The following is a 21925-nucleotide window of genomic DNA, read 5'->3' as shown; positions in this document are numbered from 1 at the left end:
GGCACCATAGGCGTCCAGTCTCTAAATGGGCAGGGTTTCCCGGCCCTGCTTCTTCACCTTGTACCAGGCCCAGAACAGGCGGGCGGCGACGGCGCGGTGTGGCGCCCAGGCTTCCGCGATGATGTCGAGGTGTTTTGGAGCTGGACGCTCGACAAGGCCGAGAGAGTCCTGAACCGCCACCTGCAAGGCAAGATCGCCGCTCGGGAAGACGTCCGGGTGTCCCGCGCAGAACAGCAGAAAGATATCGGCGGTCCAGCGCCCGATCCCCTTGATCTCGCATAAGGCACGGTGCGCCTGCTCCGCCGGTGCTTCCGCCAGGTGGGCCAGGTCCAGGCCTGCCTCGCAAGCTTCGGACAGAGCGCGCAAGGTCCGGATTTTCGGCCGCGACAGGCCGACGCCAGCCAGATCTTCATCGGTGAAACGAGCCAGGTTTTCCGCCGTCAGCGGTGATATCAGCGCCTGAAGGCGCGCGAAGATGGCGGCCGCACTGGCAACGGACACCTGCTGCCCGGTGATAATCTGCGCCAGGCCCGCGAAATCCGCCGCACGGCGGCGCAAGGGGATCGGGCCCGCCGTTCCGGCAATTTCCAGCAGGCGCGGGTCGAGACGGATCAGTGTCTCAAGACCGGCTTCGATGTCCTTTTCGGTCGCAATAGGCGTCATGTCGGTTAGGCTTTGCCGGAAATGTCTGAGGCCGCCGGGCAAGACTGTCTCTTGCGCGGCCGCGCGGGAATGATAGGTAGGACTTCACCCATCAGCCCGTTCCGCGTCAACAGACTTTAAAGATCTCATGACCCAGCCCGTGTTCCGCTTCGCGCCTTCGCCCAATGGGCATCTGCATCTGGGGCATGCACTTTCGGCTCTGCTCAACGCGCGGGCGGCTGTCGCGCTCAGCGGCCGGTTTCTCGTGCGTGTGGAGGACATCGACCAGACCCGCTGCACGCCGGAGCTTGAGCGGAACATGTTTGAGGATCTTGCCTGGTTAGGAGTGCCGCTCGATCAGCCCGTGCTGCGCCAATCGGAAAACTTTCCGCAGTACCGGGCGGCCCTGGAACAGTTGCAGGACATGGGGCTGGTTTATCCCGCCTATCTGACGCGTGCCGAAATCAAGGCCTTTGTTGCCGCTGCCGAGGCCGATGGGGAAAGCTGGCCGCGCGATCCCGATGGGGCGCCGCTTTATCCGGGCGATGCAAAGGTTTTGCCGCCGGAGGAACTCAAGAGCCGGGCTTCCAGCGACGCGCCGTTTTCACTGCGCCTCGACATGAAACGCGCTCTTGAACAGGTCGGCGGTCCGCTGACATGGCAGGAAACGGGTGCGGAAGGCGATACCCTGTTCGCCGAACCGGTCGCCGTGCCGGTCGATGCGGCTGCCTGGGGCGATGTTGTCCTCGCCCGCAAGGACACGCCGACAAGCTATCACTTGTCCGTTGTGGTCGATGATGCCAGGCAGGGCATAACCGACGTGCTGCGCGGACAGGATCTCTATCATGCCACCAGCGTGCACAGGGTCTTGCAGGTGTTGCTTGGTCTGCCGGCGCCGGTCTACCGGCATCATCGGCTGATCCTCGGGCCGGACGGGCGCAAACTGTCGAAATCCAGCAAGGATACCAGCCTCAGGTCGCTGCGCGAGGCGGGCATGACACATGCCGAATTACGCAAGCGGATCGGGCTTTAGGGGTTCGGCCCTCAGGGCGGGTGCTCAGCGCAGGCTCATACCGAACCAGTGATCCAGGAACCAGATCCACAAGCTGGCCGTGACGATGGCGCAGAGCGTGGTCATGGTGATCGCATTTGCGGACATGGCATGGCCGGTGCCATAGCGGTTGGCAAAAATATAGGCGTTGACGCCCGTCGGGCAGCTTGCCGTCAGGGTCGCAACTGCTGTCCACAGCGGCGGCAGGTGGAACACGAAGGCCCCGGCCACAAAAACGACGATCGGCATCAGCAGCATCTTGATGATGCTGAGCAGCAGTCCCGGCACTATGTTGCCGCGCATGCCGTATTGCACCAGGCTCATGCCGAGTGACAAGAGTGCCAGAGGCAGCGCTGTTGCGGCGATGCGGCTGAGAACGTCGAGGCCGATTTCCGGCAGGTTGAGGCCAGTCTGCCGCCAGAGAAAAGCGATGACGATGGTGACCACAAGCGGGTTCTTCACCAGGCTTTTTCCAGCCCCCATAAGCAATTGGGAGAGGGGCGGGACTGCCGTGCCGTTGTCGACTGCCGCGGCCCGCTCCATCGTCACCGCCATCAGTACCGTCATTGTGGCCAGGTGGATCGAGATAATCAGCAGCAGCGGAACAAGGCCATCGTCGCCATAGACTGCGGCGACCAGCGGCAAGCTGACCATCACCGTGTTGGCAAAAGCAGCCGAAATTCCGCCGATTGCGCTTGCTCTTGCGTCTCTGCCGAACCCCTTGCGAATGATCAGTGAGCCGAGCAGCCAGGCAAAGCCGACCCCGATGAAATAGGTCGCCCAAAGGGCCACCGGAACACCCGCACTCAGATCGGCGCCGATCAGTGTCCGGAAAATCAGCACCGGGATTGCCACGACATAGACGAACTGCCCGAGGGCTTCGCTGACGCTCTGGTTCAGGATGCGGGTTTTGGCGAGGCAGTAACCGATGCCGATCAGAAGAAAGACAGGCGCGACGATGGTAAGTGTTTGAGCAAGCATTTAAGGGTCTTCATCCCAGGCGGCAGCCCGAAGGCTACAGCTGGTCGATATGGAACAGGGCGCTGGCGGATGCCGGTCCGGATGGACAGCGGCCACACGGCAAGGTAAGCAGAATTTCGACCAACTTGGCTTTTTGCCGCTTGTCTGGCAAGCCCGGTTGAGACCCGTTCAGGCGAAGGATCCCCGGCCGCATGGCAAATCATGACGAGGACAGCGTCAAACTTGCGCTTCTGGCCCACGATCTCAGGACGCCGCTTGCCGCCATGCGTCTGACGGCGGAACTGATCGGGACAGGCCCCTTGAACGGGACCCAGAAGGAACAACTGTCGATCCTGATTCGCTCCATCGACGCCTTGACGCAGATGACGGGTGAACTGGTCACGGCCGCCGAACCGGGTTCGCACGGCGAATTGACTCCCGCCCGGATCGCCGATGTGGTTACGGAAATCGCCGATCTGTTCAAGGTGGCGGCGGAAGCGAAAAACCTGACCTTGACGCTTGAGATCGACGAGGAGGCCGGCGAAGCGGTGACCCCCAGCGGCGGCACCTTGCGCCGGGTGATCATGACATTGCTGGACAATGCGGTGAAATACACTGCCGAAGGTGGTGTAACCGTTCAGGTTCAGGCGAGCGGCGCTGGTCCAGAGGATATCCTCGGGCCAGACGATGCTCCAGACAATGACCCGGGCGAAGCCAGGCCCTCTTCCATCCTGATTTCCGTTTCAGACAGCGGGCCGGGCATCGAACCGGAGGAAGGCGCGCGGCTGTTCCGCCCATTCGTGCGGGGCCGGCATGGCAGGGAGACCGCGCCAGGAACAGGTCTCGGTCTTTGGGGTACGGCGCAATTCGTCCGGGACATGAACGGCCGTCTGACGCTGGAGCGTTCGGAAACCGGCGGCAGCCGGTTCAATGTCGAAATTCCGCTTCATGCAGGCGATGAGGGGCTGTTGCAGGCCGAGGGCCTGGCGACTGGGGCATCGGCAGCAACCGCAAACGCCTCACCCGCCGGGCCGCTGTCGGCGCATGTGCTTATCGTCGATGACAACGAAACCAACTGCCGCCTGCTGGCCGCGCTGCTGGAATCCTTCGGCATTTCGTCAGAGGCCGCCAGATCCGGCGAACAGGCCATAGGCCTTGTTCAGAAAACCGACTTCGATGCGGCGCTGCTCGACCTGCACATGCCCGGCATGAACGGTGTTGAAACGGCCACGGCCCTTCGGGCTCTTCGTCCGGACCTGCCGTTGATCGCCGTGACAGCGGCGCTGGAATCGGTTGGCGACAAGCGCCTGCGCGAAGCCGGGTTCCGGGAAACCCTGACGAAACCCCTGTCCCCTGCTGCCCTTTTCGAGGCGATGAAACAGGCCTGCAGGCGCAGGGCGGGTTAGGCCCCCCCCCTAGCCTCTAGCTCGTCAGGGCTGTTTCGCCGCGGCGCAGGGTCAGCACCTCGACACCATCGGCGGTTACCGCGACCGTGTGTTCGAACTGGGCGGACAGCTTGCCGTCTTTTGTCACCACCTTCCAGCCGTCCTCTTCGGTCAACACCCTGCTGGTGCCCTGGTTGATCATGGGTTCGACGGTGAAGACCATGCCTTCGCGCAGCCTCATGCCGGTGCCGCGCCGCCCGAAATTCAGGACGCTGGGTTCTTCGTGCATTTCCCGGCCGATGCCGTGCCCGCAATAATCGCGAACCACCGAATAGCCGTTCTTCTTGGCGTGTTTTTCGATCGCGTAGCCGATGTCGCCCAGATAGGCCCCGGGCTTCACTTGCTCGATGCCCATCCACATCGCTTTCTGGGCAACGCGCACCAGACGTCTTGCGGCCGCGCTGGCGTTTCCAACCACGTAGGTCTTGCTGGAATCGGCAATGAAACCGTCCTTTTCCAGCGTGATGTCCAGATTGATGATGTCGCCGTCACGGATGATCTCGTCCTGATCCGGAATGCCGTGGCAGACCACCTGGTTGATCGAGCAGTTCAGGACATATTCAAACCCGTATTGCCCCTTGCTGGCCGGACGGGCGGCAAGGTCCTCGGTGATGAAGCGCTCCACCATGTCGTTGACGGCAAGGGTCGACAGGCCGCAAAGGTCGAGGCCATCGAGCATTTCGAAGACGGTGGCAAGCAACCTGCCCGAGTTGCGCATGAGATCCAGTTCTTCCGGGCTCTTGACCATGTCAGGCAACCGCCGCATCTGCTGACGGAACCTGTGCTGCCTCGAGCTGCATCTTCACGATGTCGCTGAAGGAGAGGGTCGGATTGGCCTCTGCCAGCATGCCGATCTTCATCCAGAATTCTGCCTGCGCATTGATGGAGCGGCACATGACCGTGCTGGCCCGGCGGACTTGCTCGTGCAGATCTTCATCGATCTTGACGATGCCCATGAGTGTCTCCTGAAGTGAGTGAATATATGAAACGTATACGTTTCGTATATATTGCTCAATCCAGAATCCCGCAAGCCCGGTGTTGTGTGGGGCTGGAACGGTTGGGATGCGGCCCTAAACGTCCGTGGCAACCATATTTCCTGCCACTTCAAGGGCTTGTTCCAGCCGGTCGTCCCCCCAGTAAAGCTCACCGTCCGGAAGGACAAAACTGGGGGCGCCGAAGATGCCGAGTTTCTCGGCTTCGGTGACGTCGGCACGCAGGCTTATCTTGGTTTCCCGGCTGTGGGCGGTTTCAAGAGCCTGCCTGGCCGGAGCGCCGGTTTCCAGAAGCAGCTCGGCCATGAGGCTTTCCTCGGCAATGTTCAGGCCCTGTCCGAATTCCGCGATATACACCGCCCGGGTAAAAGCGCCAATCCAGGGTTGGTTCTGGCCTGCATGTGCAATGCGGGCGGCCAGCAGGGAATCTTGCGGAAAGGGCATAGGCATGGTGAGCGGCAGGCCGTAGCGTTCGCAAAGCCGTTCCATGTCGCGCCACATATAGCGACCCTTGGTGGGGTATAAATTGAAAGGGGAGGTCGGCCAGCCCTGTTTCTTGAAAATAGGACCAAGCAGGAACGGCTTCCAGGCGATGGCGACGCCATAGTCGCTTGCCAGCGTTTCGATCCGCATGGCCGAGAGATAACTGTAAGTGGATGCAAACTCGTACCAGAATTCCACCACCGGTTTCCGGTCCTGCTGCAATGACACGATATTCGTGCCTGTAGGGGCCGCAGGCGGCTGAGTATTTTTCACATTCCGCAACTCCGCAAAATCTGAACCGGCCGGTATCAGGAAGGGATTGGACAGGACCTTCGGATGCGTTAAAGAGCAGCCATGTCGCAGACCCGTCATCAACAGCATAATCCCAAGACCGGCTTGAACAAAACTGCCAAGTGGTGCGTTACGCATCCAATGCTGTGCACCGGGCTTTACATCTGCCTTGTGTCGCTGTTTTTTCTGACCTTTCCCGGCGTCGACCTCTGGGCGAGCGGGCTTTTTCATTTCGGTGATGAGGGCTTCAAGGCCGAGAACGTCGCGTTCTTGCGCGACGTCCGCCATCTGGGGCCGTTCCTCGTCCGGGTGATCGCCATTGCCTGCGTGGCGGTTCTGCTCATCAAGTTGCTGGTGCCGAGCCGCCCGCCACTGATGCCCCTGCGCCAGCCTGTGTTTCTGCTGTCCACGCTGATCCTCGGACCGGGGGTTCTGGTCAACCTGATCCTGAAAGACAACTGGGGCCGCCCGCGGCCCCGCAATGTCGAGATCTTCGGAGGGGATCTGCCGTACCAGCCGGTCTGGAAAATCTCGAATTATTGCGACAGCAACTGTTCCTTCGTTTCCGGCGAAGGCTCGGCTGCCATGTGGCTGGTGGCGGCGCTTGCGTTGCTTGTGCCCGCGACCTGGCGGAAGGGCACCCTTGCCTTTCTGATCCCGCTTGGCCTGATCCTGTCGGCCAACCGTGTCGCCTTCGGCGGTCACTTCCTGTCCGATACGCTGCTGTCCTGGGGGGTAACGCTGCTGCTCGTCCTTGCAGTCCACCATCTGCTGTACCGCAAGACACCACCCCTGGTGAGCGATCGTCAGCTCGATGAATGGTTCACCGTGTGGGGGCGGCGTCTGCAGCACGTGTTGCAAAGGCTGGCATTGCGGGCGCGGCGAACGTTTCGCAAGGTCGGCCGGGTCTTTTCGGAGCGCTGAACGCTCTTTATTTCTTGCGCGGCCTGGTGCGTTTCAGAATGCGGGCAAAGCGCAGGGGAGAGCGGTCCTCCACCCAGGTGATGGCCATGTTGAGCGGTGGCGTCTTGCGCCTGCGGCTGCGCAGCATGCGTGCGGCGCTCCGGTTTGTGCCGACAATGATAATCATGCCGAGCGCAAGCAGCGGAACGCCGGTCGGGATCGGCAGCCAGACCGTTATCAGTCCGGCCAGGATCAGCGCGGCCGCAAGGGACCACCACAGAATTTTCATTTTCGTGCCAAGGAAGCCGTGCAGGTCAGACACCCTTACATCAGTGTCTGAGACGGATTTATGAACACGGGCCCGGCAATCCTCGGTCACTCGGCCTTTTCAGAAAAAGATCCGGGGCTTCTTAAACGCGGGCTGTCAGATCCTGCAAGAGCCGTTCACCGCCGGTCCGCACAAGCTGGTACACCTGCTCGAAGCCGTCCGGCCCGCCGTAATAGGGATCGGGAACGTCCTGCGGCGGCGTGTTCAAAAGAAGCCGCAGCCCGGTGGAACCTGCCCCGCCCAGACGCTTGAGCGCGGCGAGATTGTCCCGATCCATCGCGACGATGGTTTCGAAACGGCGGAAATCTCCGGCACTTACCTGCCGAGCCCGTTGGGACGAGATGTCGATTCTGTGTTGCGCCGCGATCTCGATGGAGCGCGGGTCCGGCGGGTTGCCGACGTGCCAGGCGCCTGTTCCCGCGGAATCGATCTCGAACCTGTCTTCCAGGCCTGCTTCGCTCACAATGGACCGGAAGACACCTTCCGCAAGCGGCGACCGGCAGATGTTGCCAAGGCAAACGAACAGGACGGTGTGGAGCAAGGGAGCTATCCTTTGAACAGATGCGGGGCCGAAGCTGTCAGCCCGCCTTCGGGCTGACACAGAACTGGATTAGACGCACGGCAGGCGCAGGGTTCGCTTTGAAGGTGGGCCCTTGCGCGAAACAAGGAGGATCATATGGTTGAACGACTGAAGCCGGAAGACCGCGCTGCCGGACTGAGCGACTTGCCGGATTGGCAAATGTGCGATGGCCGCGAAGCAATATCGAAATCCTTCAAGTTTCAAGATTTCCGTGAAGCCTTCGGATTCATGACCCAGGTTGCGCTGGTGGCGGAAAAGATGAACCATCATCCCGAGTGGTTCAATGTCTACCGCAGCGTCGATATCACGCTGTCGACGCATGATGTCGGCGGCCTCAGCAAGCTGGATCTGAAGCTTGCGGTCGAAATCGACAACATTGCCGGCAAGATGCAGTGATGCTTCAAGCCCGGCATTGATTGTTTGCTGGTTTATGGGTCCACACCCTAGCTGCCCTTGGTGAGCACGAACCGGTGGCCGCCCTCTACGCGTTCTGCCTCCAGCAGGGTATGACCCTGCTCGTTGCAGAAATGGGGAATGTCGATTTCCGCCATCGGGTCGGTGGTCAGCACCGTCAGCTGCTCGCCGTTGGCAAGGCGGGTGAGGGCCTTGCGGGTCTTGAGCACGGGCAGCGGGCATTTCAGGCCCTTCAGGTCGAGTGTCGTTCCGGTCGTCAACAAAGTCTCCGTGACAGGGGCCGTTTCAACTCGGCCGGGGTGTTCCCTATATAGGCTCTTCATACAAGAAGGGGCCGTCAGCCGCCAGAGTTTGGCTTGCGCTGCGTTGACAGCGGGCAAGGGAAGCTGGCAGGAACGGATCACACCTGTTTCACCGTCTCACTTCCCGGAAGTTGCCCTCATGACAGACCAGCCGATCACTTCATTCGTTGTTCTCGATTTCTGGTGGCAGGCCGGTCCGGAGAAGTGGTTTGCAAAGGACGACAAGTTCGACAAGCGATGCCGGGAGAGGTTCCTGCCCGCCATCGAGGATGCGGCCGAGGGCAAGCTCGATGCCTGGGCCGAGACAGCCGATGGCGCGCTTGCGCTGCTCATTCTGCTCGATCAGTTCCCGCGTAATGTCTTCCGGGGCAGCCCCAAGGCGTTCCGCGCGGACCCGAAGGCGGTTCAGATTGCTGAAATCGCTCTTGATCGCGGCTTCGACCGGGCTTTTCCGAAGGACGCCCGCAGCTTCTTCTATCTGCCTTTCGAGCATTCGGAAGACATGGCGCACCAGGAGAGGTCCGTCGATCTCTGCCGGGTTCTCGGAATTCAGGAAACCTACCACTACGCGCTGATCCACCTCGACGTCATCCGGCGCTTCGGTCGCTTTCCCCATCGCAACGAGGTTCTCGGCCGGGAATCGACGCCCGAAGAGATCGCCTATCTGAAAAGCGGCGGGTTTTCGGCCTGAGGACAGTGCTGCGAAGCGAAGCGGTGTTTCGGAGCTTCTGCTCCAACGACCACTGCTTTGAAAACAGCAGCGCAAACCCGTGCGGGCGGTGCCGGCGGCAAAGAGCCTACCGGAAACCGCCCGCAGAACTTTTCAAACGAGGCTGTTTGTTCGCACAGCCTTTCTTTGGGGCTGGCTGCAAGCGTCCGCCTACAGCAAAGACTGGGATGCCTGTCTGACGTTCCGTGTGGAAGCGTCGATCTGCGCTGTTGCCGAAGAGATGGACTGCATGTTGTTGGTGATCAATTCAACGCCTTGAGCTGCCGCCTGCATGTTCGAGGAAATGTCGTTCGTAACGGCTGCCTGTTGCTCGACCGCCGACGAAATGCTTGCCGCAATCTCGCCGATGCTGTTGATCACTTCCATGATGTTCGAAATCGCGGTCACCGCATCATCCGTGGTTTGCTGCACGGAATTCACCTGAGTCGAGATTTCTTCGGTCGCCTTGCTTGTTTGAGATGCCAGGCTTTTGACTTCGGACGCGACGACCGCAAAGCCCTTGCCGGCTTCTCCGGCACGCGCGGCTTCAATGGTCGCATTCAACGCCAGAAGGTTGGTCTGGTTCGCGATGCCATCGATGAGTTCGATCACCGAGCCGATCGTCTTGGCATCCTCTGAAAGCCCCGACATGATCTGGCTGGATCGCTCGGCTTCGCCAACGGCCTTGTGGGAAACATCAAGCGCCACCTGAACCTGGCGGCTGATTTCCTGAATGGAGGCCACCAGCTCTTCCGAAGCCGCAGCGACTGTCTGAACACTGGAAGACGTCTGCTCGGATGCGGAGGCTGAACTGCTGGCTTGTTCGGTCGTCTCAGCAATTGCCCGGGCAATCTCAACAAGGTCGGCATCGATTTCGCGCTGCGTGTCGATGCGCCTGTGACGTTCGCGCACCTGGGCCGTGACGTCGGTGGCGAATTTCACCACCTTGTAGGGGCGGCCTGCTGCATCCATGATCGGGTTATAAGTTGCACGGATATAGACTTCCTTGCCTCCTTTGCCGATACGCTTGAATTCGTCCGCCTTGAACTCACCATTGGCGAGATCCTGCCAGAAGCGCTTGTAATCCGCGCTCGCGCGGAATTCGGGCTCAACGAACAGACTGTGGTGCTGGCCCTTCAATTCGTCGAGCGTGTAGCCCATGACATTCAGGAAGTTGTCATTCACGTCCAGGATCTTGCCGTTCAGGTCGAATTGAATGACCGCCTGGGACCGGCTGATCGCGTTGACCTGTCCAAAGTAATCCGCGTTCCTGAGCTTTTCTTCCGTAATATCGGTGGCAACCTTGACCACTTTGACGACGCGGCCCGCCCGGTTCTTGACCGGGTTATAGGATCCTTGAATCCAGACTTCGTCGCCGCTCTTGGAGAAGCGCAAGAATTCCGATGACCAGTATTCGCCGTGCGCGAGTTTGTTCCAGAAATCTCGATAGTCAGAGCTGTTTGAATACTCTGCGTCGACAAAGATCTTGTGATGCTTGTTCCGGATTTCTTCAAGCGTATAGCCCATGAGGCGAAGAAAATTCTCGTTCGCCGTCAGGATCGTGCCGTCGGGTTTGAATTCGATCATCGCTTGGGACTGGCTGATTGCGTCCAGAGTCGCTTGAGCTGCGCCGTCTAAAATTCCCAGCATTCTTGTGTTTCCCGCCACTAAACTCGTTGCATAAAATGTAAGCGTGGTGATCTTAAACAAAGGTTACTTTGGGTTATATTTGGCGCTGTATGTTTTACGAAATGCTGATGAAATCAAATACTGATCCAAAAAATCTCAACTTCTCCTTGAGTTTAACCAACCTTTGATCGCCTTTGGAGTCTTTAATTGCAACCTTTGGTAATTATAAGTAGTGGCACGTAGTTTTTAGACTTAAGTATTGCGGGTGTGTCGTAAAATGCCAAGTTTTTTACTTGTCACGGCAACTGTAAGACTTTTGACGGAAAGGAAGTGTTCATACTTGAGGCGAGTCGCTGCCTGCCCTGTCGGGGCAGGGCTCCATTTGCGTTGAAAACAGGCGGTAAACGGGCGCGAAAGGGGTTGTAAGCGGTCTCGTGCCGGGTGAGCTTCCGCGCCTGTGGCGTTTTTTCTTTCAGGAAGGCAGCAAGCCCTTGGCCTTGAGCGTGACGCGGGTGGCTTCGTTGAGGTCGTAGTTTTCAAGGTCCGCGGGAAGAACCCAGGCGTGATCCTCGAATTCGTCGTTGATGGAAACGTTACGGTTCGAGGCTTTGCAGTCGAAGATGAGATAGATCATGTAGATCTGTTCGGTCGTGCCGTCCGGATATGTCTTTGTCCGGATGTCGTCCCGGAAGGTCCAGGGTTGCACCGTCTCGATGGTCAGCTCGGCCCCCAATTCTTCCGATATTTCCCGAAGCAGACCCTCTGTGATCTTTTCACCTTGTTCCAGACCGCCGCCGGACAGAGCCCATTGGCCTGGAAAGACGCCGCGGTCGCTTGGCATCTTGCACAGAAGGTACGCGCCTTCGTTTTCGATCAAAGGGCAAACAATAATTCTTTGACGCATGGCTTTCTCAATTTGTCTGATCGTTCGAGGAGATTGATGAGATTGAAATCGTGGCGGGGGGCGCCCATTGCACAAGGCGGCTTGTCTCTGTATGGCGGCAATGCCCGGCTATCTCAAGTTGTGTAAAGCGCTATCGGCGGCTGCCTGATTTCTGTCAACCGCATTCCTCCAAATATCCAAGTCCGGGAGCCGTCGTTGTGGCCTGCGCCGCAGCCGGCATACGGGTGTGCTGCGGTCAGTGCGATCTGGCGGCGTCGGTGTTCGCGCCTTTCGTGTTGCGGTGCGGCTGCCGCATTTTTATGCGCATGGCGATTGCTGCTTGTTTGTGCCTAATTTTTGCGCGCAGAATTGGTCATTGTTTAAAATATGGGCAGAAAAGCTGCCTGAAAAGCCGTCATCCCATTTTAGCCATAAAGTCCTTCCTGGCGTTTTTTGCGCTGCAAAACCGCAGGATTCCGCGAAACATTTTCTGAAAAAGCAAAGTTGGCACGGTCCTTGATTAGTAGGGGGCGACACCGGCCCGGGCCACGACACGTGGTGACGCCGAAGACCTGAGAAGATCCTTCCAGAGGGGGACAGAACCAGGCGCAGTTTCCGGGGTGGTTGGCCGAGCTTCTTCGACGGGAAGGGGCGCTAAGAAGGGGAATGGAACGAGCAATGAAAATAGTGATGGCCATCATCAAGCCGTTCAAGCTCGACGAAGTGCGCGATGCCTTGACCAGCATCGGCATCCAGGGGCTGACGGTGACTGAAGTGAAGGGCTATGGCCGCCAGAAGGGGCATACCGAAATCTATCGCGGCACCGAATATGCCGTCAGCTTCCTGCCGAAGCTGAAGATTGAAGTCGCTGTGGATGCTGCCTCCGTCGACAAGGTCGTCGAAGTGATTTCCGGCGCCGCCAAGACCGGCCAGATCGGGGATGGAAAGATCTTCGTCCATTCGATCGATCAGGTCGTGCGCATCCGTACCGGCGAAACCGACGCCGAAGCTCTGTGATTTAGGTAAGGAAACGTATCATGAAAAAACTTGTCGCTAAGGGCGCGACGTCGCTGGCTCTGCTGAGCCTTACGGCTTTGCCGGTGCTTGCGCAGGATACCGAGGCTGCAGCCGCTGCAGCTCCGGTCGCAGTCTCTCCCGAAGTTGCCTATATCTTCAATACGCTGCTGTTCCTCATCGGCGGCTTCCTGGTCATGTGGATGGCTGCCGGCTTTGCCATGCTCGAAGCCGGTCTCGTCCGCTCCAAGAACGTGTCGATGCAGTGCCTGAAGAACATCACGCTTTACGCCATCGCGGGCCTGATGTTCTGGATCACCGGTTACAACCTGATGTACACCGGCGTTGATGGCGGTTTCATGGGCTCCTTCGGCCCGTATGCGTTTGACGCCGTCGGCGGCGACGCACTCGACACCGGTTACTCCACGGCGTCCGACTGGTTCTTCCAGATGGTCTTCTGTGCGACCACCGCGTCGATCGTCTCCGGTACGCTGGCCGAGCGCATCAAGCTGTGGCCGTTCCTGGCCTTCACCGTTGTCCTGACGGGCATCATCTACCCGATCACCGGTTCCTGGGAATGGGGCGGCGGCTGGCTCAACGGCGAAGCCGTGAAGTCCATCGGCGGCGCCGAGTTCTCCGACTTTGCCGGTTCGACCCTCGTTCACTCCGTCGGTGGCTGGGCTGCCCTGGCTGGTGCGCTCATTCTGGGTGCCCGTAAAGGCAAATACGGTGCTGACGGCTCCGTGCACCCGTTCCCGGGTTCCTCCATGCCGCTCGCGACCCTCGGCACGTTCATCCTGTGGCTGGGCTGGTTCGGCTTCAACGGTGCGTCCCAGCTCGCAATGGGCTCCATCGGTGACGTTTCCGACATCTCCCGCATCTTCGCCAACACCAACATGGCTGCTGCTGCCGGTGTCGTCGTCGCGGTCATCCTCACCCAGATCCTCTACAAGAAGGTCGATGTGACCATGGCTCTGAACGGCGCCCTGGCCGGTCTGGTTGCCATCACGGCAGAACCGCTCGCACCGAGCGTGTGGGTTTCCGTCTTCGTCGGCGGTGTCGGTGGTGTGATCGTGGTCTTCGCGGTTCCGATGCTCGACAAGCTGAAAATCGACGACGTCGTCGGCGCCATTCCGGTTCACCTGCTGGCAGGTATCTGGGGTACGCTGATCGTGCCGCTGTCCAACTCCGACGCTTCCTACCTCACCCAGCTCATCGGTATCGTGTCCATCGGTGCCTTCACCCTGATCGTGAGCTCCGTGATCTGGTTCGTCCTGAAGGCCACCATGGGTATCCGGGTGTCTGAGGAAGAAGAAGCTCTGGGTCTCGACAAGGTCGAAATCGGTGTGGAAGCCTATCCGGAATTCGGAACCGGCTCCGGTCGCCTGTAAGGCGCCCGCCCGAAAACATCTCCCAGGCGGTCTATTGGCTCAGACCGCAAACTTGGAAAGCCCGGGGGCAACCCCGGGCTCTTTTTTGTCCAAAAGCTCTTTTGGTGCAGGTCAGCCTAAAAAATATGCGAATGATTAGAAATTAATCTGATCAATAACCTGCAGGAGCAGGCTGTCTTTCTTCTTCGATTAAAAAATCCGCTGATTCCCGCGTCTTTTTTGGCCTTTTGCCCGTTTGGCATGCAGTTTGAATGCTGTGCGCTCCGAAACGCAAAAACAAACGGCAAATTGCCTATCTGGGGGTCACAATGAATCAAACCGGGGTCGGGGCGGATGTCTTTTTCGTCCTTGTGGGAGCTATTCTCGTTTTCGCCATGCACGGCGGTTTCGCTTTTCTGGAGGTCGGCACCGTCCGGCAGAAGAACCAGGTCAACGCGCTGGTGAAAATCCTCGTCGACTTCGCGCTGTCGACGGTGGCCTATTTCTTCGTCGGATACGCCGTGGCCTACGGGACGACCTTTTTCGTCAATGCGGCGACGCTGTCCGGGGGCGGTGAAGGGTTCGAACTTCAGGGCCTGAGCCTGGTGAAGTTCTTCTTCCTGACCACATTCGCCGCGGCGATCCCGGCGATCATCTCCGGCGGCATTGCGGAGCGGATGAAGTTCTGGCCGCAATGTCTGGCGACGGTCGCTCTGGTTGGTGTCGTTTATCCCCTGTTCGAAGGGCTGGTCTGGAACGGCAACTTCGGTTTCCAGGGATGGCTGGAAGCCACGTTCGGGGCACCTTTCCATGATTTTGCCGGCTCTGTGGTGGTGCATGCCGTCGGCGGCTGGATCGCGCTCGGCGCCGTTCTGCTGCTTGGCGCACGCATGGGCCGCTACGACCGCAACGGCCGGCCCATCGGCATTCCGCCGTCCTCGCTGCCCTGGCTTGCCATGGGGTCCTGGATGCTTTGTGTCGGCTGGTTCGGCTTCAACGTGATGACGGCCGCGTCGCTTGAGAGCATTTCCGGTCTTGTTGCGATCAACTCGCTCATGGCGATGGTTGGCGGTATTCTGGTGGCGCTGGTCGTTGGCCGCAACGACCCGGGGTTCGTTCACAACGGCGCCCTGGCCGGTCTCGTCGCCGTCTGTGCCGGTTCGGATGTCATGCATCCGATTGGCAGTCTGATCGTTGGCGGTGTCGCCGGGGCTGTCTTCGTCACCGGCTTCGAGATCTGCCAGAACAAGCTGAAGATCGACGACGTTCTGGGTGTCTGGCCGCTTCACGGCATTTGCGGTGCCTGGGGTGGTCTCGCTGCCGGGGTCTTCGGGCTCGAGGCCCTGGGCGGCCTTGGCGGCGTGTCGCCGGTTTCGCAGGTGATCGGCACCGTTCTGGGGGCAGCCTTCGCTCTGGGGGCGGGGCTTGCGGTCTACGGTGTCCTGAAAGCGATCCTGGGCCTCAGGCTGTCTCAGGAAGACGAGCACCGCGGCGCCGATCTTTCGATCCACAAGATCAGCGCCAATCCGGAACATGATCTGGGGCGCTGAAATGCCGGACCGCGCGCCGGGTGACGGCGCGCGGGTCTTTCGGGAATGTTCGAAGTTCTGACCGGAAATCAGCCCGGAACTAGCCCACGCTCAGGCAGCGGTGCTTTCGCTGCGAAGCAAGCCGGCAAGGTTGTCGTGGCTGTCCACCACCTTGTGCGCTCCGGCGGCAAGCAATTGTTCGCCGTGGCCGTCGTGACAATGGCCGCCGCCGACAAATCCCCACACGGTCATGCCGGCGGCAAGGCCGGCCTTCACGCCGTTGACGCTGTCCTCCACCACAAGTGCGGCTTTCGGGTCGATGCCCAGTTTTTCAGCCGCGAACAGGAACAGGTCCGGTGCCGGTTTGCCGTTGGCAACCTGCTCTCCGGAATAGATGTGCGGCTCGAAATAGGGAAAGAGCCCGGTGTGCTGCAGCTTGTGGGTCAGCCGGTGCAGGCGGGAGGAGGAGGCGACGGCACGCGGGCCGTCATGAGCGTCCAGCAACTCCTTGATGCCCCTGATTTCCTCAAGCTCGCGGTCGATCCGCTCCTGGGTGGCTGCGTCCAGCTCCGGCCCGAATGTTTCGGGCAGCGGGCCCTTGCCCAGGGTCTGGTAGTCCCGGTCGAGCGCTGCCCAGAAATCCGTGCTGCCAAGCCCCTGGAACTTGTCCATATAATCGTGAAGCTCATACTTCAGGCCGATCCGGGCCAGATGCTCGCGTTCGACTTCGACATAGATGATTTCCGAATCCACCAGAACGCCGTCACAGTCGAACAGGATCGCTTCAAATGCCATGGAGGAGGGGCCTTTCGGGTTAACCGGAAAAATTGGGGCAGTGGGTACCGTTCTTCAAGACCGGTTGCCGTCAGTGTGAGCCGTCGAAGAGGCCTTTAACGACTTGTCGTTGAAACAATATGACAAGCAGGGCCGGGGGCACGAAGGCAAGCACGGCCAGCATCAATCCACGCAGGCTTGAATTGCCGAAAAACTGCATGCCGCGCACCAGCGTGTAGGTGCTTTCCTCCGACGTGACGATGACCGGCCACAGATACTGGTTCCAGCCGTTGACGAACATCACCAGGAAGAGGGCCGCTGCTGTCGGCAGCGACAGGGGCACCAGTATGTCCTTGAAGAACTTCAGCGGGCTGGCGCCGTCGATCCGGGCCGATTCCAGCAGTGCGTCGGGCACCGTCATCAGAAACTGGCGGAAGAACAGCGTTCCAAGGCCGGAGGCCACCAGCGGCAGGATGAGGCCCGCCCGCGTGTTGACGAGGCCAAGGTCCACAGTCACGGCATAGGTCGGCAGAAACCGCGATTCCAGCGGCAGCAGCAAGGTCAGTAGCAGCACGGCGAAGATGGCGCTGGCAAAGCGGACGCGGAAATAGATCAGCGCGTAGGCCGTCATGAGGGACAGAACGACCTTCAGCGTTGCAAAGCCCGCACCCAGAAGGAATGAGTTCCACATCATGGACAAGGCCGTGACATCACCTGAAAAGCCTGCGCTTGCCTGCAGAAAGTTTCCGTAGTTTTCCAGCGCGTTGCCGCCCAGATCGAGCCTTGGCCGCACGCGCCCCCCCTCGTGGGTGGTGGCGGCAAAGATCGAATAGACGGGCAGCGTCATCAGGAGGGCGCCGCCTATCAGGATCAGATGATCAAGAAGCTGGGCATGCCAGCGCCGCCAGTTGGGCATATGCGATTGGTTCCTCAAATCGATCCGAAGTAACCGGGGCGGGCGTGCTGCGGGACCGGAGCATTGGGGTCAACGTCTCAGGGGTGGGTCACCGATGAAGATCCGCAGAGCGCAACTGCCCATGCAGACCTGTTGCCGAGACGGCGGCGGCGATCACCGGTTGCAGAGTATTATGGATAGTCACGAGCCAGGGCAAGAAGGATTTCGGTCGGCCTGCGGGCGTACAAGCGCAAACCTGACAGTCTGCCTTGGCCGCAATAGACAGTGGCGTAAAACGTACGTTCAGACATCCGGTGTCTGCGAAGATTTCAGCCGGTCACAGATGTGCGGCACCCCCTGCTCTTTTTGAAGGCTGGCCTAAAGCACTACTATGCCGGAGTGCTTGGCCTTGTGTTCCGGCTCGACGTGAATGGTGATCCGGGCCCCGGGGACATCTTCAACGATGGCAACCTCAATGCGGTCGCAGATCTCATGCGCCTTGTCGACGGACATTTCGCCCGGCACGACCAGGTGGAAATCGATGAAGGTGGATTTTCCGGCAATGCGGGTGCGCAGGTCGTGCGCCTCCAGGGCGCCTTCGCCATGTTCTGAAATCAGAACACGGATCTTGTCCAATGTGTCGTGCGAGGCGGCTTCGTCCATGAGGCCGCCGACGGATTCCTTGACAAGGCCCCAGCCGGACCAGAGCACTGTCAGACCAACAAGAACCGCAAGCGCGGGATCCATGATTTTCCAGCCCGTGAGCATCACCAGCACAACGCCGCCCAGAACACCGACGGAGCTGGCGACATCCGTCATCAGATGCTTGCCGTCGGCCACAAGGGCCGGTGAGCGCGCGTGTTTGCCGTATTGCATCAGATAACGTGCCCAGGCGCCGTTAATGACGGCGGCAAGCAGGTTCATCCCGATGCCTGCGGGGGAATATTCCGGGCTGTCGCCATTGACAAAGCCGAGCCATGCCGCCCGGAAAATCGACAGGGCGGCAAGCACGATCATGACGCCGACGAGAACCGCGGCGAAATACTCGACCTTGTCGTGGCCATAGGGGTGGTTGCTGTCGGCCGGCTTGGCCGCGAACCAGACGGCTGCGAGCGTTGCGATGGCGGACGCAATGTTGACGATGGTTTCCAGCGCATCGGAATAGAGCGCGATGGAGCCCGTCAACAGGTAAGCACCGATCTTCAGGCCGAGAACAATCACGCCGAAAACGATGCTCAAAAAGGCAATCCGAAGCCTGCGCTTCAATTTCATGCGTTCCCCCAGGACCGATTCGCTCCGCCGGATGAAGGCAAAGCAGAGAACGTGACCGGCCGCTGGGTTTTGCAAACCGTGCGCCAACAAGGCGGTCACGGTTCAATGGCTGGCCGAACGGGGCAAGGGGTAGCAGTTTTCTCCGGTGTTACAACCCGGCTTGTGGGATAAATACCCTGATTTTCAGGGGGAATTGATATTTGGCCACACCAAGGGAGGCGGTTCAGAGACCGCCGATCCTGTTCATCGTGGCAGCGCCAATGATCCGGCCCGGGCCATCTCTATTTTCAAGCTGCACGACAACCGCGCAACGGGCATCGCCCTTGAGCATCAGCTTGGACTTGGGCATGCGGAAGGTTTCCTGGCCGCCGGACCACATCCCCATGGGCTGCAGGTTGCGCACCACATTGACATAACGCACCTTGCGGCCTGCGTTTTCGCCGCGGCCGATGTCGACCAGAGCCTCATCCTGCATGCGCAGGAAATAGATCGTCGCCATGTTGTACCCCTTTGGCAGGGTGCCGTTCACCGTCGCCTGAACGACCATGTCGGTGATTTTCAGATCGATCTTGGCGGTGAAGGGATCCGTACGTTCCAATGCGGCCCTGACGTCCCCCTCGCGGCTACCGATGACATGTTCTTCACCGTTGATCACCATTTGCGGAGTGTAGACCGACCGGTCGCCGCGCCGCGTCGCATAGGCGCGCTGGCGCTGCGAATTGACGGGGCTTGCCAGCGTGTCCTTCCAGCCAAGGTAATCCCAGTAATCCACCGGCAGCACCATGGTCAGAACGTTGTTGTCTTCCTCCACCAGCTTTTCCGCCAGCCGATCGGCCGGTGGGCAGGAGGAGCAGCCCTGGCTGGTAAACAGTTCAATGACCTTTTCGGGCTGCGCCAGGGCGCTGTTCACCGGGGCGGACAGGGCAACTATTCCGCCGGTTACAAAAAACACTGTTCGGAGGGCTTTTCCGGCCTTCCGGGAGAACGATCCCACCATTTGGTTCATTTCCTTGTTCGAGTGCTTCTAAAATATGCAATCGCGCTCTCAACCGAAAGTCACGAGCGGGTGACTTTGCCAATAGACGTCCTCATTCGCGCGTTTGTGACAGGGCTTCACCATTTGGCGCGGGGGTGCCTTCGGCAAAAACGGCAGGAGCGACGATCAGCCTTTCTGCCTGGCTGGCTGCCCCTGCAGGCAATGCCGGATTGTCCGGGAGGCGAGAAACATGTGGTTGATGACGTGTGCCAAGCTGTTGCCCCGTGCCTTGGCTGGCATGTATCGCATAGTCTGCCAGGTCTCGGCCGGGTAACGTTCCGTGGTCCTGCTCGTTTAAACCGGAGACTAGTGCCCCTGCCTGGCGAACAAAACAAAGGTCATGAGATCTGTGACTTTGCTGTGCTGACAAGCGCCGCGCTTCCGTGGATGACCGGTCCCTCCTTCATCTCGCTCTGGCATGCCTGTGGCCTAACGGCCCTTGGATATCGCGTCGTCTATGTTCTGCCCTGGCTCGATGCGCACTCGCAGCAACACCTGTGGGGCGAGGCGCGCTTTGCCGATTTTGAAGAGCAGCTCACCTGGTTACAGAGCGAGCTTCAGTCCTTCGGACCCTATAAGCTGCCGGAGTGCCGGCCCTATCGGGCGCGTTACGTTGCAGGCATGGGCTCGATCGTGCCGATGGAAGACGTCTACCGCGCCGCCCCGCCAGCCCGGTGTCTGGTCGCCAGCGAACCGGAGCACCTGTGCTGGTATCCGGCGACGACCGGGCGCAAGGGGATCCGCGCGGACAAGACCATCGGCCTCTGCATGACCGATTACGAAACTTACATCCGCATGTCCGGGCTGCCGTTTCCAAACAGTCTTGCCCGGCTGGTGTCTTATCTTCATGGCCGCGCCCTGCGGCTGCGCATCGATCTTCCTCTCAGCCTGTCACCGGCGCTGACCTTGCCGGGCGTCACCATGCCGGTGGAACGGGTGACCGGCGTCATGCCCGGCTATGCGCAGGTGCCGCTGGTTACGGAAGAAACAGAAGGGATCTACTTCCTGGGGGCGTTTCTCTGGGAGAAAGGCCTGGACGACCTTGCCCGTATCGCGGCTCGTGCAGGCAGATCCATCGATGTCATCGGCGGCGGCCGGGATGAAGCGGAGTTTCGCGCCTTTGCGCGAAAGGAAGGCGCAGACTTGCGGTTCCTCGGACCGAACCGACGGTTCTGGTCCGATATCGGTCGGTACCGCATCATGGTGAACCCCTCCCGCAGCGAGATCCTGTGTACCGCCACCGCCGATGCGCTGGTTGCCGGCCGGCACGTCATCCTGCCCGATTGCCCGGGCAACCTTCCCTACAAGGCCTATCCCAACGCGCATTTCTATACCGAGCTGGACGGTGCGCTTGAGGCGCTGGATTATGCCTTGAAGACAGTGCCGGAGCCGCCGGTTGCCGCACGTGAGGATTTTGACTGGATGAGTGCCTGCCGCCGTCTCGCCGGGCTCGCCGGACTATAAGACTGAGGTCGCTCGCTGCTGAACTCAGCGCAGCGGCTTTGGAACGCAAAGGCGTATCGTCTCGTCGCATACCGAAATCTGCGCCGGAACATGGGCAACAATGTCGCCGTCGGCCTGTATCGGGTCGCCTGCGGGGCCAAGAATTTCGACCGTCCGCACAGGGTGCTGAACGGCAAGGCCAAGCCGTAGCAGAAGACCAGTTGGTATCAGCAAAAAGCGCCCAAAGACCGACAGGGAGCCGCCGGGGGGGAACACCGTAACGTGCAGCCCCGCGTCGGCGAGGTCGCAGCGTGGTGCGAGCACGAAGGTCCCGCCATAGCGCTTTCCACGGCTGACAATGAGTGTGGCCGCCTGAACGGCCTTGCCGTCCATCTGGATATCCAGCGGCGGGCAGGACCAGCGCTGCAGGGTGCGGAAGACCTCCAAGAGATAGGCCATCTTGCCGAAGCGGGTCTTGGTTGCGCGGCTGAGGCCCGACACCACCTGGGCGTCGAGACCGATGCCGGTCATCATCATGAAGCGATGACCGTTGACCTGACCGGGCTGGACCTTGAGGACGTGCGCTTCCAGGAGGCAGCTTGCAATCTTGTGCGGATCCGTACCGATGCCCAGTTCATGGGCCAGCACATTCGCCGTTCCAAGGGGAATGAGACCGAGCGGAGGTGTTTGCGGTCCGGCGCCCTGGACCGCGTCATTGATCGTGCCGTCGCCCCCTGCAATTGCCAGGATATCGGCGTCGCCTGATGTCGTTTCCCGAACGAAAGCGGCAGCATCGCCTGCCTTCGTCGTGGTCAGGATTTCGCAAGTATGTCCGCCTGCCTCAAGCAGGGCCAGGACGGTGCGGAAGCGGTTCTCGCGCTTGTGGCCTGTGCGGGGGTTGTAGACAACCCTGATCTTCAGATTGTGTTCTGGTGGGCGGCTGCCTCCCGTCGCGGAGCCCTGGTCATCCTCAGGCATCG

At 60.0% G+C, this 21925-nt stretch carries 23 protein-coding genes and 1 pseudogene; 9 read left to right on the top strand and 15 right to left on the bottom strand.

Features of this window, described 5'->3' with window-relative positions:
- Positions 1-21: 21 nt before the first annotated feature.
- Positions 22-663 carry a DNA-3-methyladenine glycosylase family protein gene (locus SIAM614_RS22745; RefSeq protein ID WP_006938264.1) on the bottom strand — a complete coding sequence of 214 codons (642 nt, stop codon included), beginning with the start codon at positions 661-663 and terminating at the stop codon, positions 22-24.
- 127 nt (positions 664-790) lie between these two features.
- On the opposite strand from SIAM614_RS22745, the gene gluQRS reads away from it, so the two are divergent.
- Positions 791-1675 carry a tRNA glutamyl-Q(34) synthetase GluQRS gene (gluQRS, locus tag SIAM614_RS22740; RefSeq protein WP_006938263.1) on the top strand — a complete coding sequence of 295 codons (885 nt, stop codon included), beginning with the start codon at positions 791-793 and terminating at the stop codon, positions 1673-1675.
- 24 nt (positions 1676-1699) lie between these two features.
- Here the strand turns inward: gluQRS and SIAM614_RS22735 are convergent, their stop codons facing one another.
- On the bottom strand, positions 1700-2674 hold the full coding sequence (locus SIAM614_RS22735) for an AEC family transporter (RefSeq protein WP_006938262.1): 975 nt from the start codon (positions 2672-2674) through the stop codon (positions 1700-1702).
- A 191-nt stretch (positions 2675-2865) separates the two neighbouring features.
- Here SIAM614_RS22735 and SIAM614_RS22730 point away from each other — a divergent pair, with 191 nt between their 5' ends.
- A complete protein-coding gene (locus SIAM614_RS22730) occupies positions 2866-4059 on the top strand; it encodes an ATP-binding response regulator (protein ID WP_006938260.1) in 1194 nt (397 codons plus the stop codon).
- A gap of 16 nt (positions 4060-4075) precedes the next feature.
- Here the strand turns inward: SIAM614_RS22730 and map are convergent, their stop codons facing one another.
- From map to SIAM614_RS22715, 3 genes are all read right to left on the bottom strand, one after another.
- Complete coding sequence (gene map / locus SIAM614_RS22725; protein WP_006938259.1) at positions 4076-4846, bottom strand: type I methionyl aminopeptidase; 771 nt, start codon at positions 4844-4846, stop codon at positions 4076-4078.
- Position 4847: 1 nt separating this feature from the next.
- Positions 4848-5054 carry a ParD-like family protein gene (locus SIAM614_RS22720; protein WP_006938258.1) on the bottom strand — a complete coding sequence of 69 codons (207 nt, stop codon included), beginning with the start codon at positions 5052-5054 and terminating at the stop codon, positions 4848-4850.
- 114 nt (positions 5055-5168) lie between these two features.
- Complete coding sequence (locus SIAM614_RS22715; RefSeq protein WP_407636313.1) at positions 5169-5846, bottom strand: 2-hydroxychromene-2-carboxylate isomerase; 678 nt, start codon at positions 5844-5846, stop codon at positions 5169-5171.
- A gap of 81 nt (positions 5847-5927) precedes the next feature.
- Between SIAM614_RS22715 and SIAM614_RS22710 the strand changes: the two genes are divergently transcribed.
- Positions 5928-6788 (top strand): phosphatase PAP2 family protein, encoded by an 861-nt coding sequence (locus SIAM614_RS22710; RefSeq protein WP_050789463.1) that lies wholly within the window; start codon positions 5928-5930, stop codon positions 6786-6788.
- A gap of 7 nt (positions 6789-6795) precedes the next feature.
- Here SIAM614_RS22710 and SIAM614_RS22705 read toward each other — a convergent pair whose 3' ends face one another.
- The gene (locus SIAM614_RS22705) at positions 6796-7056 is read right to left on the bottom strand and encodes a hypothetical protein (protein WP_040440926.1); all 261 of its coding nucleotides are present in this window, start codon (positions 7054-7056) and stop codon (positions 6796-6798) included.
- Positions 7057-7177: 121 nt separating this feature from the next.
- Positions 7178-7636 (bottom strand): low molecular weight protein-tyrosine-phosphatase, encoded by a 459-nt coding sequence (locus SIAM614_RS22700; RefSeq protein WP_006938254.1) that lies wholly within the window; start codon positions 7634-7636, stop codon positions 7178-7180.
- A gap of 126 nt (positions 7637-7762) precedes the next feature.
- On the opposite strand from SIAM614_RS22700, the pseudogene SIAM614_RS22695 reads away from it, so the two are divergent.
- Positions 7763-8071 (top strand): annotated as a pseudogene (locus SIAM614_RS22695) (4a-hydroxytetrahydrobiopterin dehydratase); the annotation flags it as partial.
- 47 nt (positions 8072-8118) lie between these two features.
- Here the strand turns inward: SIAM614_RS22695 and SIAM614_RS22690 are convergent.
- On the bottom strand, positions 8119-8352 hold the full coding sequence (locus SIAM614_RS22690) for a sulfurtransferase TusA family protein (RefSeq protein WP_006938252.1): 234 nt from the start codon (positions 8350-8352) through the stop codon (positions 8119-8121).
- A gap of 178 nt (positions 8353-8530) precedes the next feature.
- Between SIAM614_RS22690 and SIAM614_RS22685 the strand changes: the two genes are divergently transcribed.
- Positions 8531-9082: a DUF924 family protein gene (locus SIAM614_RS22685; protein ID WP_040440886.1), complete on the top strand. Its 552-nt coding sequence runs from the start codon at positions 8531-8533 to the stop codon at positions 9080-9082.
- Between the two features lie 189 nt (positions 9083-9271).
- Here SIAM614_RS22685 and SIAM614_RS22680 read toward each other — a convergent pair whose 3' ends face one another.
- Together SIAM614_RS22680 and nudI are read right to left on the bottom strand one after the other, a co-directional pair.
- Entirely contained in the window at positions 9272-10750 is a 1479-nt protein-coding gene (locus SIAM614_RS22680; RefSeq protein WP_006938250.1) for a methyl-accepting chemotaxis protein, read from the bottom strand.
- A gap of 451 nt (positions 10751-11201) precedes the next feature.
- Positions 11202-11633: a nucleoside triphosphatase NudI gene (nudI, locus tag SIAM614_RS22675; RefSeq protein ID WP_006938249.1), complete on the bottom strand. Its 432-nt coding sequence runs from the start codon at positions 11631-11633 to the stop codon at positions 11202-11204.
- Positions 11634-12290: 657 nt separating this feature from the next.
- On the opposite strand from nudI, the gene SIAM614_RS22670 reads away from it, so the two are divergent.
- The 3 genes from SIAM614_RS22670 to SIAM614_RS22660 all read left to right on the top strand — a co-directional run bounded on the left by SIAM614_RS22670 (position 12291) and on the right by SIAM614_RS22660 (position 15546).
- Positions 12291-12629, top strand: coding sequence for a P-II family nitrogen regulator (locus tag SIAM614_RS22670; protein WP_006938248.1), 339 nt, complete (start codon positions 12291-12293; stop codon positions 12627-12629).
- 20 nt (positions 12630-12649) lie between these two features.
- The gene (locus SIAM614_RS22665; RefSeq protein ID WP_006938247.1) at positions 12650-14017 is read left to right on the top strand and encodes an ammonium transporter; all 1368 of its coding nucleotides are present in this window, start codon (positions 12650-12652) and stop codon (positions 14015-14017) included.
- Between the two features lie 308 nt (positions 14018-14325).
- The gene (locus tag SIAM614_RS22660) at positions 14326-15546 is read left to right on the top strand and encodes an ammonium transporter (RefSeq protein ID WP_040440925.1); all 1221 of its coding nucleotides are present in this window, start codon (positions 14326-14328) and stop codon (positions 15544-15546) included.
- A 90-nt stretch (positions 15547-15636) separates the two neighbouring features.
- On the opposite strand, the gene SIAM614_RS22655 is transcribed toward SIAM614_RS22660, so the two are convergent.
- The 4 genes from SIAM614_RS22655 to SIAM614_RS22640 all read right to left on the bottom strand — a co-directional run bounded on the left by SIAM614_RS22655 (position 15637) and on the right by SIAM614_RS22640 (position 19418).
- The gene (locus tag SIAM614_RS22655; RefSeq protein ID WP_006938244.1) at positions 15637-16320 is read right to left on the bottom strand and encodes an HAD family hydrolase; all 684 of its coding nucleotides are present in this window, start codon (positions 16318-16320) and stop codon (positions 15637-15639) included.
- Between the two features lie 70 nt (positions 16321-16390).
- A complete protein-coding gene (locus tag SIAM614_RS22650; protein WP_006938243.1) occupies positions 16391-17215 on the bottom strand; it encodes a carbohydrate ABC transporter permease in 825 nt (274 codons plus the stop codon).
- Positions 17216-17572: 357 nt separating this feature from the next.
- On the bottom strand, positions 17573-18466 hold the full coding sequence (locus SIAM614_RS22645; protein ID WP_208984080.1) for a cation diffusion facilitator family transporter: 894 nt from the start codon (positions 18464-18466) through the stop codon (positions 17573-17575).
- Between the two features lie 223 nt (positions 18467-18689).
- A complete protein-coding gene (locus SIAM614_RS22640; RefSeq protein WP_040440920.1) occupies positions 18690-19418 on the bottom strand; it encodes a DUF1223 domain-containing protein in 729 nt (242 codons plus the stop codon).
- 444 nt (positions 19419-19862) lie between these two features.
- On the opposite strand from SIAM614_RS22640, the gene SIAM614_RS22635 reads away from it, so the two are divergent.
- Positions 19863-20966, top strand: a complete 1104-nt coding sequence (locus SIAM614_RS22635; protein WP_198137373.1) for a hypothetical protein — start codon at positions 19863-19865, stop codon at positions 20964-20966.
- Positions 20967-20990: 24 nt separating this feature from the next.
- Here the strand turns inward: SIAM614_RS22635 and SIAM614_RS22630 are convergent, their stop codons facing one another.
- A complete protein-coding gene (locus SIAM614_RS22630) occupies positions 20991-21923 on the bottom strand; it encodes a diacylglycerol/lipid kinase family protein (RefSeq protein ID WP_006938235.1) in 933 nt (310 codons plus the stop codon).
- Positions 21924-21925: the final 2 nt, after the last annotated feature.

The sequence above is a fragment of the Roseibium aggregatum IAM 12614 genome (assembly GCF_000168975.1).
GTDB classification, from domain to species: domain Bacteria; phylum Pseudomonadota; class Alphaproteobacteria; order Rhizobiales; family Stappiaceae; genus Roseibium; species Roseibium aggregatum.
Note: the sequence above shows the minus strand (reverse complement) of the source record. Positions and strands in the feature narration are given on the sequence as shown.